Here is an 18,035-nt window from a genome sequence, read left to right on the forward strand (position 1 = left end):
GCAGGCGTCGCCGCCATGGCCTGCCGAGGACGCGGATCCGGCGATTCGCGGGCGTCGGCGTAGCGGCCGCCGATCAATCAGGGGCGCGGCAGCATCAGACTGCGGCGCGTGACCTTGACCGCGACGTAGCCACGGATGCCGCGTTCTTCCTCGCGGCTGAGGCGGTGCAGGGCGTCGCGGTGCGGAACCAGGAAGCGCAGCCGCCGGGTGGCTCGATCGAATTCGGCGACGTACTGGCGCATGCCGATGTAGAGGCGCTGCTCGTCGGCAGAGAGCGAGGACGAGTTCGGATAGAACTTCGGCCACGGCGCATGGGCGAGCGCGCCGTGCAGTTGTCCCCGCGCGTCAATCGCGACCACTGCGTCGGCGAGCGTGATCAGCGCCGTGCCATCGCGCGTCATCGACACCGCTTCCGGCGTGTTCGGCAGGCGCGTCAGCAGGCTTGTTTGCCAGCGACCGCCGGGCTGCGTGCGCGCGATGCGGATCACCGCACCGTGGTGCGCACCCGCCGCATTCGAGCCATCGATCGCGTGCACGCCATCCGCCCGCAGGAAGAATCCGGCGATGTGCTGCGACCCGATCTTCTCGCTGCGCGCACCGTTGTGGTTGAACCAGTACAACGCGGGCGCCTCACCGCCGCGGTCGAAGCCGACCAGCCAACCATCCTTGACCTGGATGAACGCATCGATGCGCCCGAAGCGCGCCAGCCCGCGCAGGAAACCCGGTCGTTGCGGCGGCGCAGTGGTTGTCCGATCGTACGGCTCGGCAATCGGGCGTCCGTCACGCGCTCGCACCCGCCATTCGAGCGGCGACCAGTTCGCCGCCGACTCCCACACCTCGCGATCGACCCCGCTCGCTCTCGGCACCGGGATCTCGACCCACCGCGCCAAGTCACGCGGCCACGATGGCGTGGCCGACACCGGCGACGCCATCGCAATGAACAGGATGCCCAGCAACAGTCGAACCATGTGCGCTCGAGTTGGCAACGAAGCGCACCGAGTTCAGCAGCATTCGACGTTAAGAGTCGTCAGACATGGATACCGCCGGGTTCGCTTGAATTTCGCGATGGTCCCCGGCGCAGGCCACGCCTATTCGAACGAATCCCGAAGCAGCAGGTCGCCGAGGCGGTAGCTGGCGGTGTTGTAGCGCTGGACCATGATCCTCGGCGTGCCGGTCGGGATGCCATTCGGATCTTCCACGGGCTGGACTTGTTGCTGCTGCATACCTGTCATTCCTGACAGTGGGCGCCGGCACCAGTTCCGGCTATTTCTGAACGCGCGGATCACTCGGGGTCCGCAACCACACCGGAGAGATCACAAATGGACGTGCAAGCGATCACTACAGGACGACGCGGCGGAACGACGCGGCTGGCGACGCTGGCCACGGCTCTGGCCTTGGCGCTCGGTCCCGCGGTTGTGGGGGCTTCGCAGACGGCGATGGCGATGTGCCCGGGGCTCGGTTGGGCCGAGGGTCTTGGCAAGTACCAGGCCGCGAGTGCGGCGTTCCCGACCGATGACACGCCGCCGACCGCAGTCGACTGCAATTTCCACCAGTGGTCGTGGGAGGCCTTCGTCTGGGCGACGGCGCTCGATGGCAACGGTGTCCCGCGCTTCATGAGCTTGCAGACGCCGAATGACCTGTTCACCGGCAGCGCGAACAAGCCGCGCACCGGCATGCTGAAACTGGCCGCGCGTTCGAACACGCCGCATGGCATGGCCGGATTCGTCGAGGGCGCCGGTGCCATTGTCGAGGCCGACGGCAACATGCTGGTCGGGCCGAACGGTTATCCGGTGTACGCATCGGTGCACATGAACCCGACCTACTTCGCGACCGCGCAGAAGAACCTGATCGCGACCGGAGGCTACACTTCGCAGCCGCCGGACTCCTACTTCAACGTCGGCGACGCAGTGTTCAAGGCGACCTGGTTGCGACTCGACCCGGGCCAGTCGCCGCCGCCGGGTGCATTCACGACGCAGGCGCAGGTACCGGTCCTGCACGTGCTGCGCACCAAGACCAGCGCCGCGGTGACGCCGAACGGGCAATACACGACGGTCACCGTGGCCCTGGTCGGCCTGCATGTGGTCGGCTACACCATCAACCACCCCGAGTTCCTGTGGGCGACGTTCGAGCATCGCGGCGATGCACCGATGCTGCCCGACAACAGCTTCACCACCAGCGGCAGCAGCCCGAACAACTACACGTTCTACAAGAGCAACACGCCGTTCTCGCAGGTCAACCTGCCGAACTCCAATGCCAGCGCACCGACGCTGAGCTTCGATCTCGTGACGCAGAAGTTTTCGCCGCCGACGATGGCGGTGCAGGAGAACCGCACGGGTGGTGAGGACCAGCCGGGCGGCCCGCAGAACATCGCGGCGATCAACAGCGGCGGCCAGAGTTTCCTGAAGAACGAGGGTGGTGCGCAGGCGGCGTTCGCCAACTACCAGCTGATCGGCACGGTGTGGATGCAAGCCAACACCTATTCGGTGACGAGCAACCAGACCGACGCGATCGGCTCGGTCAATCTCGCCAACACCACCGCCGAAACCTTCGTGCAGCAGGCCAGCAATGCCGACAAACAGGACTGGCAGAACTGCTTCTCGTGCCATAACGCGACGTCGTACAACTTCCAGACGCCACCGCCACCGCAACTGCCCTCGCGCCGCATCGCGATCAGCCACGTACTCGGCGAAGGCACCGCCTATGCGGTGCCGAACGTGATTCCGGTGAAGGTGAAGTAGGCGCGCCTGCAGCCCGGGGCGCGGCCCTGGGCTCCCGTTCGCTCGCGACGATCCGGACAAGATCAGCGGCGAACGAAGTCGATCAGTGCTCGATAGTCGCGGTCGTCGGCGGCGCGGATCGCATCAAGGTAGCTGCGACGCTGCGCGTCGCGCGCGAGTGCGGAGCCCCAGGTGAACGCGCCTGACCCGCGCGCCTCGAGATAGAGGTCGGTGAACACGCGCGCGCAGCGGCCGTTGCCGTTGGGAAAGGGATGGATGAGCGTGAGCCGATGGTGCAGCCGCACTGCACGCTCATCGAGCACGTAGGTATCGAACTCATCCCAGGTCTGCACATCGTCGAGCAGCTTCTTGAGTTCGCTGCCGATGGCATGCGGCGCCACACCGATATTGCGCTCGCTGGCGCGCAGCCTTGCTGCGTTCCCGCTGCACGCTGTGCTCAAGCGACGTCCGGGGAATGAGGACGCAGGCCAGTTCGCAGTCCATCGCCTGCGCGATCCGGCGCAGCGTATCGAGCTGGATCGTGTCGCGCTGCTCGGAGGTCTCCATGCGCGCCACGCTGCTGCGGGTCACGACCAGCCGTACCGCCACATCCTCCGTGCTCATGCCCATGGCCTTGCGCACCGCACGCAACCAGCCACCGCGCGGAGCCGCCATCGCAGCGCGCAATTCGGCAATCGGCCGCAGGCGCGTATCCAGTCGCAGGCGTGCCAAAGCCTGGTATGAGCCCGAGTGGGTGGGTTTGGTGGTCGCCATGGTGACGCCTTGGTCTTGCAAGTGAAGTGCTGTAGTGCAACATGCAGAACCAATGACGTGCGCTATAGCGCTACAAAATGGTCACGCAATGGCGCGCCGTAGCGCTCCATGATGTCGGCGGTGCCAACCACGCCGACAAGCTGCAGACTCGCCGGCCAGCGTCCACCACAAGCGGCGCCGCGTTCGCTGGCAGTCGTCGTTGTTGGGCATCCGGCCAGCGCTGCTGGATGCACTGCTATTCTGGTCACCATGACTAGAAAACGAACCACGAAGATGCCCGTGGCGGCGCGGGTCGCGACCGGCTCCTGGCGCTTGCAGGATGCCAAGGCGCGCTTCAGCGAAGTTGTTCGGCTTGCGTCCAGCGAGGGCCCGCAGCGGGTGACGCTGCATGGTCGCGAAGCCGTCGTGGTGGTCGACGCCGACGCCTTTCGGCGCATGCAGGGCGAACCCAGCGGTGAGCAACTGGTCGATGCGCTGAAGGCCTCGCCGCATCGTGATCTCGATCTGCAGCCGAGCCGCGGGGCGATGCCGGTGCGCGGCGTACAGTTGTGAGCGGCGGGTGGGTTGAGGTCCAATCGTGTCGGTCATCTGAGCATTTCCTGGACTGAGTGCGGGAGCAAGGCGCCCATGCGTCGACGTGTGCAATGGCTGGTCATGATGCTTACGATCGTCGTCTGTAGCTGGTTCGTCCTCTGGCCGACGGTCGAGGTCGCCTGGCTGGTATACGGCACGCGGTTGTCTCAAGGCGAAGCTCCGGATTCGGCCTACCGCTGGCACCGGCGACTCTCGGACCGCTTCGGGCCGTGGGCCCGGGCCAGAATTGAGAGCGGTCGCGCGGGCGATCTCGGTGTCGACGACATCGCAGGCACGGAGTGGCCGATCTTTGGCGCAGTGTTCTTCCTGTGGTCGAGCGAAAGCCTCCAGGCGCAGTGGTCCGAGAGCGACCGTCGCGAGCCGGAGCCTGCCTTGTACGCGCGCGACGCACTGATCGCGGCTGCCGACCTGATCGCAGACCCCGGGCATGCACATTGGGTGCGCATGCACTGGGGTGATGACTATCTGGATCGCGAGAACCTGTTCTACCGCATGCTGCTCATTGGCGGTCTCGATTCGTTCGAGGCGCTCACCGGCGACCGTCGTCACCACGCTATCTTGTCCGACCAAGTTCAATCGCTCGCTGCGGAACTCGATCAATCCCCGCATGGCTTGCTCGATGACTATCCCGGCCAGTGCTACCCGGTGGATGTGCTCATGGCCTACGCCGTGATTGCACGAGCACAGCGACGCATGGGTCTTGATGCATCGGGGTTTGTCGAGCGCGGCTGGCGTGCGTTCAGCGGTGATCGGCTCGACCCGCAGACCGGGTTGCCGGCCTACAGTGTGGATGCCCGGACCGGAGCGAAGCTGGACGGTTCGCGCGGTGTAGGGCAGTCGGCAATGCTGACCTTCGCATCCGAGTTGTGGCCCGATCGCGCGCGGGTGTGGTACGGGCGTTACGTCGAACGCCACTGGCAGTCTCTTTTCGGCATGGAGGGGTTTCGCGAATTCGCGCCGGACCAACGCCAGGTAGATCCGTTCATGTTCGAGATCGACGCGGGGCCGGTGGTATTCGGATTTGGGACCGCCGCCAGCGCATTCGGACTCGGTGCCGCGCGGACGATCGGCGCGAATCGACAATCGGTGCCGTTGATGGCGGAAGCTGTGCTCGGAGCTTGGCCGCTGCCAAATGGAACGCTGCTTGGGCCGCGACTGCTGTCGAGCCTGTCGGATGCACCTTACCTGGGCGAAGCAGCCTTGCTTTCAACATGACGCGACGATCCTTGCAGGGCGGCACTGCAGTCGAGCAGGTCGCGATTCCTCGATCGGTGCCGGTGGCGCTGACTCTGGTCTTCTGTTTCGGCCTGTGGACCATCCGTCGAGCGGTTGTCCGGTATCAAGCGGTTTGCCGAAGGCTATCGGACGCTTCGCGGACCTGATGAGGCGCCGTCGGCCGCGGACGCGGGGCAATGGCACTGGGGCGAAACCCTGCCCCGCGATTGCACTCCGTTCGCCTTGAGCCCGTCGAAAGGCGAGCGCCGCAGTGCGGCAGTTCGCGACGTCTGGGCAGCGGTCTTCGACGGGCTCAGACCGAACGGGCCCATTCGTGTTGCGGCGAGAGGAAGGCCCGACAGCACCCCAGTTTCATCCCGCGCGGGTCGGCGGAGTCGCGGCGAAGAACTCTGCAGGCGCTCTTGGCATCGAGGTCCATGGCCCATGCCTCAGGCGCAGATCGGTGATTGGTGCCTCACCACAACGCATCCCGCAGTTTGTACCAGGCCATGGCGGCGACGAGGAGTGGAGTGCGCAGGGTGCGGCCGCCGGGGAAGGGGCGGTGGGGAATCTTGGCGTAGAGGTCGAGGCGGTGGGATTGGGCGGTGATGGCTTCGGCGATGACCTTGCCGGCGAGGCCGCTGGCGGCGATGCCGTGGCCGCTGAAGCCCTGGGCGAAGTAGATGTTGGGCGTGAGGCGACCCCAGTGCGGGGCGCGGTTGAGGCTGATGTCGACGTAGCCGCCCCAGACGTGGTCGAGCTTGACGCCTGCGAGTTGCGGGAAGACGCGGGTCATGCGGCTTTGCATGGTCGTGCGCAGGTTGAGCGGCTGCAGCGTCGAATAACTCGCGCGGCCACCGAACAGCAGGCGTTGGTCGGCGCTCGGGCGGAAGTAGTCGAGCGCCCAGTTGATGTCGGCGACCGCGATGCCGCCGCGGATCAGTTGCTGCATGCGCTCCGCGCCGAGCACTTCGGTCGCGCCGATGTAGGTGCCCACCGGCATGATGCGGGCATCGAGCTCCGGGGCGAGGCCGTGCACGTAGGCATTGCCGGCGAGCACGACGAAGTCGGCTTCCAGTTCCCCGTGTTCGGTACGCAGCACCGGTTTCGACGACGAGCCATCGGTCGCGACAGCGCTGCCGCGCACCAGCGCCGTCACCGGCGAGTGTTCGAAGATGCGCACGCCGGCGGCGATCGCCGCGCGCGCCAGGCCGATCGTGTAATTGAGCGGATGCAGGTGCCCCGACTTCGGATCGAACAACGCACCGAGGTAACGATCACTGGCGATCTCCGCGCGGCTGCGTTCGCGTTCCCACCATTCGGTCGGGTAGTCGAAGTTGTCCTCGAGATCGCGCTGCCAAGCCTGTAGCTCGTCGACCTGGCGCGGCTTGATCGGCACGTGCGCGTGGCCGTCGCGCCAGTCGCAGTCGATGCGATGCTGGGCGATGCGGCTGCGCACCAGTTCGACGCCTTCGACCGACCATGCGAACAGCTTGCGTGAATCGGCCAGGCCGACCATCGCGGTGATCTTCGACTGGTCGCAGCTGTAGCCGAAGATCGCCTGGCCACCGCTGCGACCGGAAGCGCCCCAGCCGACGCGGTGGGCTTCGACCACGGCGACTTTCAACCCGCGCTGCGCCAGTTCGAGTGCGGTCGACAGCCCGGTCAGGCCACCACCGAGCACAGCCACATCGGCGCGCTCACGACCTTCAAGGCGGGGCTGCGCCGGCCACGGCGAAGCGGTCGTTGCGTACCAGGAGTCGTGCGCGGCGTCGCGGTCGCGGATGGTGCCCATGGTGAACTCCGCTCAGACCAGGCGCAGGTACCAGTCGATTTCGAGCGTCGTCACCTCGCGCTGAAAACTGCGCAGCTCCTTCAGTTTCTGCTGGCCGAAGATGTGCTGGAAATGACTGCCGAAGGTGTGGCCGATGAAGGTGCTGTCCATGAAGTCGCGCAGCGTGTCGCGCCAGAACAGTTCGCGCATCGCGGTCTGCTCGTAGGCGTTGCCGACGATCGCCGGGCCCGGGTCGCCGCCGTTCTCCAGGCCTTCGAGCATGCCCGCGAGCACGGCCGCGGTGACCAGGTACGGGTTCGCATCGGCGCCGGCAATGCGGTGCTCGACGCGGAAGTTGGCCGGGTCGCTGTGCGGGATGCGCATCGCGACGGTGCGATTGTTGAAACCCCAGCAGTCGTTCAGCGGCACGAACGCGTTCAGCACGAAGCGGCGATAGCTGTTCGCATGCGGCGCAAACATCACCATGCAATCGCGCGATGTGCGCTGCAGGCCGGCGACCGCGTGTTTCAGCGTCGTCGCCGGTGCGTCCGGCGTGCACGCGAAGATGTTGTTGCCGTCGCGATCCAGCACGCTGACGTGGATGTGCGTGCCGCTGCCGGCCTGGTCGACGAAGGGCTTGGCCATGAAGCTCGCGAGCAGGTTCTGCTTGGCCGCCACCGCCTTGATCGCGCGCTTGAGCAGGATCGCGTCGTCGCAGGCCTGGACCGCGTCGCTGCGGTGTTTCAGGTTGATCTCGAACTGGCCCGGCGCGTACTCGGCGACCGCGGTGTCGGCGGGAATGCGTTGCTTGCGGCAGGCGTCGCTGATCGCGTCGGTGAAGCCCTGATAGTCGTTCAGGTCTTCCATCGAATACACCTGGGTCGTGGTGTTGCGACGGCCGGTGGCGGGATTGATCGAGGTCTGCGGACGGCCATCGGGCGTGAGTTCGGCATCGAGCAGATAGAACTCGAGTTCGACCGCGACCACCGGCGTCAGCCCCTTGGCCTTGTAGCGGTCGACGACGCGCTTGAGCACCTGGCGCGGATTCGCCTCGAACAGGCCGCCGTTGCCGTCTTCCATCTGGATCAGGCATTGCGCCATCGGCTTGGCCTGCCACGGGATCGGGCGCAGGGTGCCGGGAATCGGGCGGCAGATGCGGTCCTCGTCGCCGATGTCGTAGCCGAGCCCGGTTTCCTCGACGGTGTTGCCGGTCACGTCGGTGCCGATCAGCGACATCGGCAGGCAGACGCCGTTCTGGTAGACCTTGTCGAGCGCGTCGCGGGTGACGCGCTTGCCACGCAGCAGGCCGTTCATGTCGGGCAGGATCAGGTCGATCTGTTCGCAGCCGACGATGAGGTCGAGGGTGGCATCGTCTTCGTCGGTCATTTCATTCGGTTTCATGCGCGCGGCACCGGCCGTTGGGGTCGGCGGATGCTAGCTGGAATTCGTTCTGGCGTAAAAAATACTCAACGCTTTGGGGTGGGGTGTCGGATCCGCTGCGCTTGATCCGACCTACATTTGGGCGCGATCTCGCGCGGGATTGGGCCGTGCACAGCCCGAATGTAGGTCGGATCAAGGCGCTTTGCCCCGGATCCGACGTGGGTGTTGCGGTGGCTGTTGATAAAATCAAACGGCGCGGCTAGGGTTCGCCATCCCCACGTCAGGCCCTTGCATGCGCTCGCATCCACTCGTCGGTCTGCCCGCAGACCGCAGGATGATCGGCCCCCACCCGACCCAGACCGTCGGCGAGAAGTACATTCGCGCGGTCGTGGATGGTGCGCGGTGCCTGCCCGTGCTGATTCCCTCGCTCGATCCTGCGCTCGATCTGCGCGCGACGCTGGCCGAGCTTGACGGCCTGCTGCTGACCGGCGCCTACAGCAACATCGAACCGCACCACTACAGCGAAGAACCGAGTTGGGAGGGCAACCTGCACGACCCGGTGCGTGACGCCAACACGCTCTCGATCGTGCCGCTTGCGATCGAGCTGAAGGTGCCGGTGCTGGCGGTGTGCCGGGGCCTGCAGGAAGTGAACGTCGCGCTCGGCGGCAGCCTGCATCAGAAGGTGCACGAAACCCCCGAGTTCAACGACCACCGCGAGGACAAGGACGCAGCGCTCGGCGTGCAATACGGTCCGGCGCACGAAATCGAGCTCGCCGCCGACGGCATCCTGCACCGCATCGCCGGCGCCGATGTCGCCATCGTGAACTCGCTGCATGGCCAGGGCATCCACAAGCTCGCGCCGGGTTGCGTCGTCGAAGCGCGAGCGCGCGACGGATTGATCGAGGCGATCCGCCTCGATGCGCCCGAGCCATTCCTGCTCGCCGTGCAATGGCATCCGGAATGGAAGGTTCGCGAGAACCCGTTCTATCTGGGTATCTTCCAGGCCTTCGCGCAAGCATGCCGCGAACGCGCCGCCAAGCGGAACTGAGTCCCATGGCCAAGAAACGAACCGAAGCAAAGACCGCCAGCAAGGCCGAAGAGGCCGAGAAGAGCGAAAGCTCGCTCAAGCGCTGGCTCAAGGAAAAGCGCATCACCGAGGTCGAGTGCCTGGTGCCGGACATCACCGGCAATGCACGCGGCAAGATCATCCCCGCCGCGAAGTTCTCGCACGACTACGGCACGCGCCTGCCCGAAGGCATCTTCGCGACCACCGTCACCGGCGACTATCCGGACAACTACGATGACCTGGTCAGCCCGTCCGATTCGGACATGGTGTTGCGACCGGATGCGGACACCGTGCGCATGGTGCCGTGGGCGAGTGCGCCGACGGCACAGGTGATCCACGACTGTTACACCAAGGACGGGCGCCCGCATGAACTGGCGCCGCGCAACGTGCTGCGGCGCGTGCTGGCGTTGTACGAGGGCATGGGCATCCAGCCGGTGATCGCGCCCGAGCTCGAGTTTTTCCTGGTGCAGAAGAACACCGACCCGGACTTCCCGCTGGCGCCGCCGGCCGGTCGTTCCGGTCGTCCGGAAACGGCGCGGCAGTCGTATTCGATCGACGCGGTCAACGAGTTCGATCCGATCCTTGACGACATGTACGACTATGCCGAGGCGATGGAGCTCGACGTCGACACCCTGATCCACGAATCCGGCGCGGCGCAGCTCGAAGTGAACTTCCAGCATGCCGACCCGATGTCGCGCGCCGACCAGGTGTTCCTGTTCAAGCGCACCATGCGCGAATGCGCGCTGCGCCACGGCATCTACGCGACCTTCCTGGCCAAGCCGATGGAGAACGAGCCCGGCAGCGCGATGCACATCCACCAGTCGATGATCGACGCCAAGAACGGCCGCAACGTGTTCACCGAGGGCAAGACCGGCAAGCACAGCGAACTGTTCATGCACTACCTCGGCGGCTTGCAGAAATATGTGCCGATGGCGATGGCCTTCTTCGGTCCGAACGTGAATTCCTACCGGCGCCTCGCGCTCGGCCAGGTGGCGCCGATCAACGTGCAGTGGGGTTACGACAACCGCACCTGCGGCCTGCGCGTGCCGATGGACACGCCCGAGAACACCCGCGTCGAAAGCCGCTTCGCCGGATCGGACGCGAACCCGTACCTCGCCATCGCCGCCACGCTGGCCTGTGGCTGGCTCGGCATCAAGGAAAAGCTGCTGCCGACCGAGCCGCTGACCGGCAGCGCCCAGGCGCTCGGCTACGAGCTGCCGCGCTCGCTCGAAGAGGCGTTGACCTTGCTGCGCGACTGCGAAGAACTCGAGGGGCTGCTCGGCAAGCGCTTCGTCAATGCCTACATTTCGGTGAAACAGAAGGAGTACGAAACCTTCTTCCGCGTCATCAGTTCGTGGGAGCGCGAGTTCCTGTTGTTGAATGTCTGACCTTGTGTGCATTCGTCGGCTCCGCTGCGCTTGAGCCGACCTACATTCGGAGATCATGGAATCGTTATGGACGTCACCAGCCTTCGCAATCTGCAGCAACTCGATGCTGCGTATCACCTGCATCCGTTCAACGACAACGCCGCGCTGGCCAAGCGCGGCACGCGCATTCTGACCAAGGGCGAGGGTTGCTACGTCTGGGACGGCGAGGGCAATCGTCTGCTCGACGCCTTCGCCGGCCTGTGGTGCGTGAATGTCGGATACGGGCGCAAGGAACTGGGCGCGGCCGCAGCGCGGCAGATGGAGCAGCTCGCCTACTACAACAGCTTCTTCAGCTGCACCACCGAGCCGACCGTGCGTCTGGCCGCGAAACTCGCGGAACTGTGCCCGGGTGATCTGAACCACGCCTTCTTCACCAATTCAGGATCGGAGGCAAACGACACCATCCTGCGCATGGTGCGGCACTTCTGGGCAGTGCAGGACCAGCCCGCGAAGAACATCGTGATCGGCCGCCACAACGGTTATCACGGCAGCACCGTGGCCGGCGCCAGCCTCGGCGGCATGAAGGGCATGCACAAACAGGGCGGGCTGCCGATTCCCGACATCCACCACATCGACGAGCCATTCTGGTTCATCGATGGCGGCGAGCTTTCGCCCGAGGAATACGGCCTGGTCGCGGCGCGCCGCCTCGAGACCAAGATTCTCGAACTCGGACCGGAACGCGTTGCTGCCTTCATCGGCGAACCGATCATGGGCGCGATCGGCGTGTATATCCCGCCGATGACGTACTGGCCGGAGATCGAGCGCATCTGCCGCAAGTACGACGTGTTGCTGATCGCCGACGAAGTGATCTGCGGCTTCGGTCGCACCGGCGAGTGGTTCGGCCAGCAGTACTTCGGTTTCCAGGCCGACATCATGCCGATCGCCAAGGGCCTGAGTTCGGGCTACATCCCGATCGGCGCGGTCATGTTCAACGGCCGCGTCGCCAAGGTGCTGGCGGAGAAGGGCGGGGAGCTTGCGCACGGTTACACCTACTCCGGGCATCCGGTGTGCGCCGCGGTCGCGCTCGAAAACATTCGCCTGCTGCAGGAGGAGAAGATCGTCGAGACCGCGAAGACCGCGATCGCGCCCTACCTGGCGCAGCGCTGGGCCGAACTCGGCACCCACCGGCTGGTCGGCGAGGCGCGGATCGCGGGCCTGGTTGGCGCGCTCGAACTGGTGCCGGAAAAGCCGCAGCGCAAGTTCTTCGCCGAGCGCGGCAAGGTCGGCGTGATGTGCCGCGACTTCGCGCTCAAGGAAGGCCTGATCCTCCGCGCGACCTACGATTCGATGCTGCTGTCGCCGCCGCTGGTGATCACCCGCGCGCAGGTCGACGAGATCTTCGAGAAGACCTGGAAGGCGCTCGATCTCACCGCCACGGAGCTGGGGCTGGCAGCCGCGCCCTGACTGCAATCCCGCCTGTATCATCGGACCGACCCGTGTTCGGTCAACCACCTGGAGGAACAGCAATGAAGAAGCATTGGTTGGGCATCCTGATTGCCGGCGCGCTGGCCGGTTGCGGCGACAAGCCAGCAGAGGCCCCAGCGACCGTCGCGGCGCCTGCTGCTCCGGCGGAGGAGGAGAAAGTCCTCAACATCTACAACTGGTCCGACTACATCGCCGAGGACACGGTGGCGAATTTCGAGAAGGAGACCGGCATCAAGGTCACCTACGACGTGTTCGACAGCAACGAGATCCTGGAGACCAAGCTGGTCACCGGCAATACCGGCTACGACATCGTCGTGCCCTCGTTGTCGTTCCTCGCGCGCCAGATCCAGGCCGGCGTGTTCCAGCCGATCGACCGCGCGAAGATTCCGAACTACGGCAACCTCGATGCGAAGCTGATGGAACGCATCGCCATGCTCGATGAGGGCAACACCCACAGCGTGCCGTATCTCTGGGGCACCACCGGCATCGGCTACAACGTCGCCAAGGTCAGGGAAGCGCTGGGTGACGACGCGCCGGTGGACAGCTGGGCGCTGGTGTTCGAGCCGGAGAACCTGAAGAAGCTGAGCAAGTGCGGGGTCGCGGTGCTCGACACGCCCTCGGAGATGATTCCGCCGGTGCTGAAATATCTCGGTGAGGAGCCGAACAGTTTCGACGAGGCGGTGATCCAGAAGGCTGTGGACCGCCTGCAGCAACTGCGTCCGCACATCACCTATTTCCATTCCTCGCAGTACATCAACGATCTTGCAAATGGCGACATCTGCGTCGCGGTCGGCTGGTCCGGCGACATCTTCCAGGCGCGCGACCGTGCCGAAGAGGCCGCGAAGGGTGTCGAGGTCGCCTACACCATTCCCAAGGAAGGCGCGCCGCTGTGGTTCGACATGATGGCGATCCCGAAGGACGCCAAGCATCCGGAGAATGCGCACAAGTTCATCGACTACCTGATGCGGCCCGAAGTGATGGCCGGCATCTCCAACTACGTCTCCTATGCCAGCGCAGTCGCGCCCTCGGTACCACTGGTCGAGGAATCGGTACGCACCAATCCGGGCGTCTATCCGAGCGAGGAAGTGATGGGCAAGCTGTTCACGCTGGCAGTGCTGCCGGCCGAGGTGGACCGCCTGTTCAACCGTCACTGGACCACGCTCAAGACCGGCCAATGACGCACAACGCAATGTAGGAGGGCCACTTGTGGCCCGATCCCTTCTCCCCGTGTCGCGGGGGAATGGTTGGGGATGAGGGCGGTTCGCCAAGAGCCTCCCTCATCCGCCCTTCGGGCACCTTCTCCCGGTGGGAGAAGGAAGCGCTTCAAACGAATTGACGCTTCGGAGAATCCATGTCGGCCACTGCCAGCTCGATCACACCCGCGCCCGCGACTGCATCCAAGACCGAAGCGCCGGTCCGCGAGGACTACGTCCGCATCGACGACCTGACCAAGGAATACGACGGCTTCCGCGCCGTCGACGACGTCAGCCTGAACATCCGCAAGGGCGAGATCTTCGCGCTGCTCGGCGCCTCCGGCTGCGGCAAGTCGACCTTGCTGCGCTGCCTCGCCGGGTTCGAGAAGCCGACCTACGGCAAGATCGAGCTGGATGGGGTCAGCATCGTCGAACAGGCGGCCTACGACCGCCCGATCAACATGATGTTCCAGAGCTATGCGCTGTTCCCGCACATGACCGTGGAGCAGAACATCGGGTTCGGGCTGAAGATGGCGGGCCATTCCGGAGATCGCATCCGCGCCCGCGTCGAGGAGATGCTGACGCTGGTGCAGATGAATCGCTTCGCCAAGCGCAAGCCGCACCAGTTGTCCGGCGGCCAGCAGCAGCGCGTGGCGCTGGCGCGGTCGCTGGCGCTGAGCCCGAAGCTGCTGCTGCTCGACGAACCGATGGGCGCGCTCGACAAGAAGCTGCGCTCGCAGATGCAGTTGGAACTGGTCGGCATCATCGAGCGGCTCGGCGTGACCTGCGTGATGGTCACCCACGATCAGGAAGAAGCGATGACGATGGCGACGCGCATCGCCATCATGGATGGCGGCAAGATCCGCCAGATCGGCACGCCGGATGAAATCTACGAGCAGCCGGCGTCGAAGTTCGTGGCGCAGTTCATTGGCTCGGTGAACCTGATCGAGGGCAGCATCGAGGACGACGAGAAGGATCACGTCACCATCCGCAGCGATGTGCTGGAACAACCGATCTTCGTCGGCCACGGCGTCACCGGTTTCGAGGGCCAGGCGGTCGCCTACGCGCTGCGACCGGAAAAGATCAAGATCGAGAAGGACGAGCCAGCGCAGGAGCGCAACAAGGCGCGAGGCACGATCGAAGACATCGCCTACTTCGGAACGCACTCGGTCTACCACGTGCGTCTTGCGACCGGAAAGAAGCTGCTGGTGCACTTCATGAACGCCAAGCGCTGGGCTTCCGAGCGCTTCACCTGGAACGACACGGTGTGGTTGAGCTGGGGCGAAAACGCCGGCGTGGTGCTGACGTCATGATGGCGCGCCTGCGACGCTGGCTGCCGGACGGGCGCTGGGCGGTGATCGCGCCGCCGTACTTCTGGATGCTGTTGTTCTTCGCGGTGCCGTTCCTGATCGCGCTGAAGATCTCGTTTTCCAGCATCCAGATCGCGATGCCGCCGTACACGCCGCTCTCCGAATGGAGCGGCGACGCACTCGCGATCAAGCTGAACCTGAAGAACTACCTGTTCCTGCTCGAAGACTCCCTGTACATCAAGGCCTACCTGAGTTCGCTGAAGATCGCCGTGATCGCGACCTTCCTGTGTCTGCTGGTCGGTTATCCGATCGCCTACGCGATCGCGCGCCTGCCCACCGCTTCGCGCAATACCGCGCTGATGCTGGTGGTGCTGCCGTCCTGGACCTCGTTCCTGATCCGCATCTACGCCTGGATCGGAATCCTGAAGAACAACGGTCTGCTCAACAATTTCCTGATCTGGACCGGGTTGATCGACGAGCCGCTGAAGATCCTGCATACGCCGGTGGCGGTGTACATCGGCATCGTCTACGCCTACCTGCCGTTCATGATCCTGCCGCTGTATACCAACCTGGTGAAGCACGATCACCGTCTGCTGGAAGCCGCCTACGACCTCGGCTGCCGGCCCTGGCAGGCCTTCCTGATGATCACGCTGCCGCTGTCCAAGGCCGGCATCATCGCCGGCTCGATGCTGGTGATGATCCCGGTGGTCGGCGAGTTTGTGATCCCGGAGCTCATGGGCGGCGCCGACACGCTGATGATCGGCAATGTGCTGTGGAAGGAGTTCTTCAACAACCGCGACTGGCCGGTGGCTTCGGCCGTGGCGATCGTGATGCTGGCGTTGCTGATCGTGCCGATCCTGATCTTCCACCACTACCAGTCGAAGGAACTGGAAGGGCGGCTGGCATGAAACCGTCCTGGTTCACGCGCTCGACCCTGCTGCTCGGCTTCGCGTTCCTGTATGCGCCGATGCTGATCCTGATCATCTACTCGTTCAACGAGAACCGTCTGGTCACGGTGTGGTCCGGCTTCTCGTTCAAATGGTACGGCGAGCTGTTTCGCGACCAGCAGATGATCGACGCCGCCAAGGTCAGCCTGGAGATCGCGTTTCTGACTGCCTGCGCGTCGGTGGTGCTCGGCACCATGGCGGCGATGGCGATGACGCGCTTCCGCCAGTTCCGCGGCAAGTCGATGTTCGGTGCGCTGATGACGGCGCCGCTGGTGATGCCCGAGGTGATTACCGGCCTGTCGATCTTGCTGCTGTTCGTCGCGCTCGGCGAGCACTTCGACTTCTTCGCCTCGCGCGGCGTGATGACCATCTGGATCGCGCACGTGACCTTCTGCGTATCGTTCGTGACCGTGGTGATTTCGTCGCGCATGTCCGAGCTCGATCGCTCGCTGGAAGAGGCGGCGATGGACCTCGGTGCCAACCGGGTCAAGGTGTTCTTCCTGATCACGCTGCCGATCATCGCGCCGGCGCTGGCCTCGGGCTGGTTGCTCGCGTTCACCCTGTCGCTCGATGATCTGGTGATCTCGAGCTTCGTCTCCGGGCCGTCGTCGACGACCTTGCCGATGAAGGTGTTTTCCTCGGTGCGCATGGGCGTGAGCCCCAAGATCAACGCGCTGGCGACGCTGCTGATCGCGATCGTCAGCGTTGCCGCCTTCATCGGCTGGTGGCTGATGGCGCGCGAGGAAAAACAGCGCCAGCGCGACATGCAACTGGCATTGCAGCAGGGCGGCTGAGGCGATGAGGATCGAAACCGTGAACCCGTGGAGCGGGCGCGTCGAATACCGCTACGCGATGATGGATGGCGCGGCGATCGAGGCGCGCCTGGCCGCGGCTGCCGCGGCCGCGCCGATCTGGGCGGCGGCGCCTTGGGCGGAGCGCGCCGATCTGCTGGTTTCGGTGGCCCAAGCACTGCGCGGTGCGCGCGTCACGATCGCCGCGACGATGGCGGCGGAGATGGGCAAGCTGCGCCGCGAGGCCTTGGCCGAGATCGAGAAGTCGGCTGCCGCATGCGACTACTACGCCGCACACGCGCCGGCCTACCTCGCCGAACAGGCCATCGCCAGCGAGGCCGTGCGCAGTTATGTGCGCTATGCGCCGCTCGGTTGCGTGCTTGCGGTGATGCCGTGGAACTTCCCGGTGTGGCAGGTGTTCCGCTTTCTGGCGCCGGCGCTGGCTGCCGGCAATGTCGCGTTGCTCAAGCATGCGACCAACGTGCCGCGCTCGGCCGACCTGATCGAGCGCGTGCTCGCCGATGCCGGCGCGCCCGCCGGTGTGTTCGGCGTGCTGCACATCGACAACGCCCAGACCGCGACGGTGATCGGCGATGCGCGCGTACACGCGGTGACGCTGACCGGCAGCGAGCGTGCCGGGCGTTCGGTGGCAGCCACTGCCGGCGCGCACCTGAAGAAATGCGTGCTCGAACTCGGCGGCAGCGACCCGTTCGTGGTGCTGGCCGACGCCGATCTGGACGCGGCACTGCCGGTGGCGATGTCCTCGCGCTTCGGCAATGCCGGTCAGACCTGCATCGCGGCCAAGCGCTTCATCGTCGTCGATGCAATCGCCGATGCGTTCGTCGAGCGACTGGTCGACGGCGCGCGTGCGCTCGTGGTCGGTGATCCCAACGAAGACGCCAGCACGCTGGCGCCGATGGCGCGCGCCGACCTCCGCAGCGAGATCGACCGCCAGGTGCGCGCCAGCATCGCCGCCGGCGCGCGTCGGCTGTGTGGGGCCGAGCCGCTGGCGCTGCCGACCGGCTATCCCGGCACCGTGCTCGACCAGGTTGGCCCGGGCATGCCGGCTTACGACGAAGAACTGTTCGGCCCTGCGGCGGCGGTGATCCGCGTGCGCGACGAAGCCGAGGCCGCGCGCGTCGCCAACGACACCCGCTTCGGCCTTGGTGCCAGCGTCTGGACCCGCGACCGCGAGCGCGGCGAGTGCTTCGCCCGCGGTATCGATGCCGGCGCAGTCTTCGTCAATTCCCTGGTGCGCAGCGATGCCCGCCTTCCGTTCGGCGGTACCAAAGCCTCCGGCTACGGCCGCGAACTCGCCGAACACGGCATCCGCGAGTTCATGAACATCCAGAGCGTGTACGTGGGTTGAGGGGCCGGCAGCGGACCTCTCACAGAAAAATCCCCCGCATCTGAATCACCACG

General features: G+C 65.3%; 16 protein-coding genes. 11 read left to right on the plus strand and 5 right to left on the minus strand.

Going from position 1 to position 18,035, the window contains the following annotated elements:
- Positions 1 to 77: 77 nt before the first annotated feature.
- Entirely contained in the window at positions 78 to 968 is an 891-nt protein-coding gene (locus IPG63_11770; GenBank protein ID MBK6727923.1) for a hypothetical protein, read from the minus strand.
- A 351-nt stretch (positions 969 to 1,319) separates the two neighbouring features.
- Between IPG63_11770 and IPG63_11775 the strand changes: the two genes are divergently transcribed.
- Positions 1,320 to 2,738: a hypothetical protein gene (locus IPG63_11775; GenBank protein ID MBK6727924.1), complete on the plus strand. Its 1,419-nt coding sequence runs from the start codon at positions 1,320 to 1,322 to the stop codon at positions 2,736 to 2,738.
- Between the two features lie 62 nt (positions 2,739 to 2,800).
- Here the strand turns inward: IPG63_11775 and IPG63_11780 are convergent, their stop codons facing one another.
- Complete coding sequence (locus tag IPG63_11780) at positions 2,801 to 3,118, minus strand: Fic family protein (GenBank protein MBK6727925.1); 318 nt, start codon at positions 3,116 to 3,118, stop codon at positions 2,801 to 2,803.
- On the minus strand, positions 3,054 to 3,491 hold the full coding sequence (locus tag IPG63_11785; protein MBK6727926.1) for a helix-turn-helix domain-containing protein: 438 nt from the start codon (positions 3,489 to 3,491) through the stop codon (positions 3,054 to 3,056). Before IPG63_11785 ends, IPG63_11780 begins: the two co-directional genes overlap by 65 nt.
- A 249-nt stretch (positions 3,492 to 3,740) precedes the next feature.
- Here IPG63_11785 and IPG63_11790 point away from each other — a divergent pair, with 249 nt between their 5' ends.
- Both IPG63_11790 and IPG63_11795 read left to right on the plus strand, forming a co-directional pair.
- Entirely contained in the window at positions 3,741 to 4,043 is a 303-nt protein-coding gene (locus IPG63_11790; GenBank protein MBK6727927.1) for a type II toxin-antitoxin system Phd/YefM family antitoxin, read from the plus strand.
- 75 nt (positions 4,044 to 4,118) lie between these two features.
- The gene (locus tag IPG63_11795; protein MBK6727928.1) at positions 4,119 to 5,300 is read left to right on the plus strand and encodes a hypothetical protein; all 1,182 of its coding nucleotides are present in this window, start codon (positions 4,119 to 4,121) and stop codon (positions 5,298 to 5,300) included.
- A gap of 475 nt (positions 5,301 to 5,775) precedes the next feature.
- On the opposite strand, the gene IPG63_11800 is transcribed toward IPG63_11795, so the two are convergent.
- Positions 5,776 to 7,095 (minus strand): FAD-binding oxidoreductase, encoded by a 1,320-nt coding sequence (locus tag IPG63_11800; GenBank protein MBK6727929.1) that lies wholly within the window; start codon positions 7,093 to 7,095, stop codon positions 5,776 to 5,778.
- A 12-nt stretch (positions 7,096 to 7,107) separates the two neighbouring features.
- The gene (locus IPG63_11805) at positions 7,108 to 8,460 is read right to left on the minus strand and encodes a glutamine synthetase (GenBank protein ID MBK6727930.1); all 1,353 of its coding nucleotides are present in this window, start codon (positions 8,458 to 8,460) and stop codon (positions 7,108 to 7,110) included.
- A gap of 286 nt (positions 8,461 to 8,746) precedes the next feature.
- Between IPG63_11805 and IPG63_11810 the strand changes: the two genes are divergently transcribed.
- The 8 genes from IPG63_11810 to IPG63_11845 all read left to right on the plus strand — a co-directional run bounded on the left by IPG63_11810 (position 8,747) and on the right by IPG63_11845 (position 17,982).
- On the plus strand, positions 8,747 to 9,502 hold the full coding sequence (locus IPG63_11810) for a gamma-glutamyl-gamma-aminobutyrate hydrolase family protein (GenBank protein MBK6727931.1): 756 nt from the start codon (positions 8,747 to 8,749) through the stop codon (positions 9,500 to 9,502).
- A 5-nt stretch (positions 9,503 to 9,507) separates the two neighbouring features.
- Positions 9,508 to 10,908, plus strand: a complete 1,401-nt coding sequence (locus IPG63_11815; GenBank protein MBK6727932.1) for a glutamine synthetase — start codon at positions 9,508 to 9,510, stop codon at positions 10,906 to 10,908.
- 66 nt (positions 10,909 to 10,974) lie between these two features.
- Entirely contained in the window at positions 10,975 to 12,351 is a 1,377-nt protein-coding gene (locus tag IPG63_11820; protein MBK6727933.1) for an aspartate aminotransferase family protein, read from the plus strand.
- Between the two features lie 62 nt (positions 12,352 to 12,413).
- Positions 12,414 to 13,550, plus strand: a complete 1,137-nt coding sequence (locus IPG63_11825; GenBank protein MBK6727934.1) for a polyamine ABC transporter substrate-binding protein — start codon at positions 12,414 to 12,416, stop codon at positions 13,548 to 13,550.
- Positions 13,551 to 13,723: 173 nt separating this feature from the next.
- Complete coding sequence (gene potA / locus IPG63_11830) at positions 13,724 to 14,878, plus strand: polyamine ABC transporter ATP-binding protein (GenBank protein ID MBK6727935.1); 1,155 nt, start codon at positions 13,724 to 13,726, stop codon at positions 14,876 to 14,878.
- A complete protein-coding gene (locus IPG63_11835; protein ID MBK6727936.1) occupies positions 14,875 to 15,783 on the plus strand; it encodes an ABC transporter permease subunit in 909 nt (302 codons plus the stop codon). The genes potA and IPG63_11835 overlap by 4 nt, the downstream gene beginning before the upstream one ends.
- Positions 15,780 to 16,616, plus strand: coding sequence for an ABC transporter permease subunit (locus IPG63_11840; GenBank protein ID MBK6727937.1), 837 nt, complete (start codon positions 15,780 to 15,782; stop codon positions 16,614 to 16,616). The genes IPG63_11835 and IPG63_11840 overlap by 4 nt, the downstream gene beginning before the upstream one ends.
- A gap of 4 nt (positions 16,617 to 16,620) precedes the next feature.
- Positions 16,621 to 17,982, plus strand: a complete 1,362-nt coding sequence (locus IPG63_11845; protein MBK6727938.1) for an NAD-dependent succinate-semialdehyde dehydrogenase — start codon at positions 16,621 to 16,623, stop codon at positions 17,980 to 17,982.
- Positions 17,983 to 18,035: the final 53 nt, after the last annotated feature.

This window comes from Lysobacterales bacterium, from assembly GCA_016703225.1.
Lineage (GTDB): Bacteria > Pseudomonadota > Gammaproteobacteria > Xanthomonadales > Ahniellaceae > JADKHK01.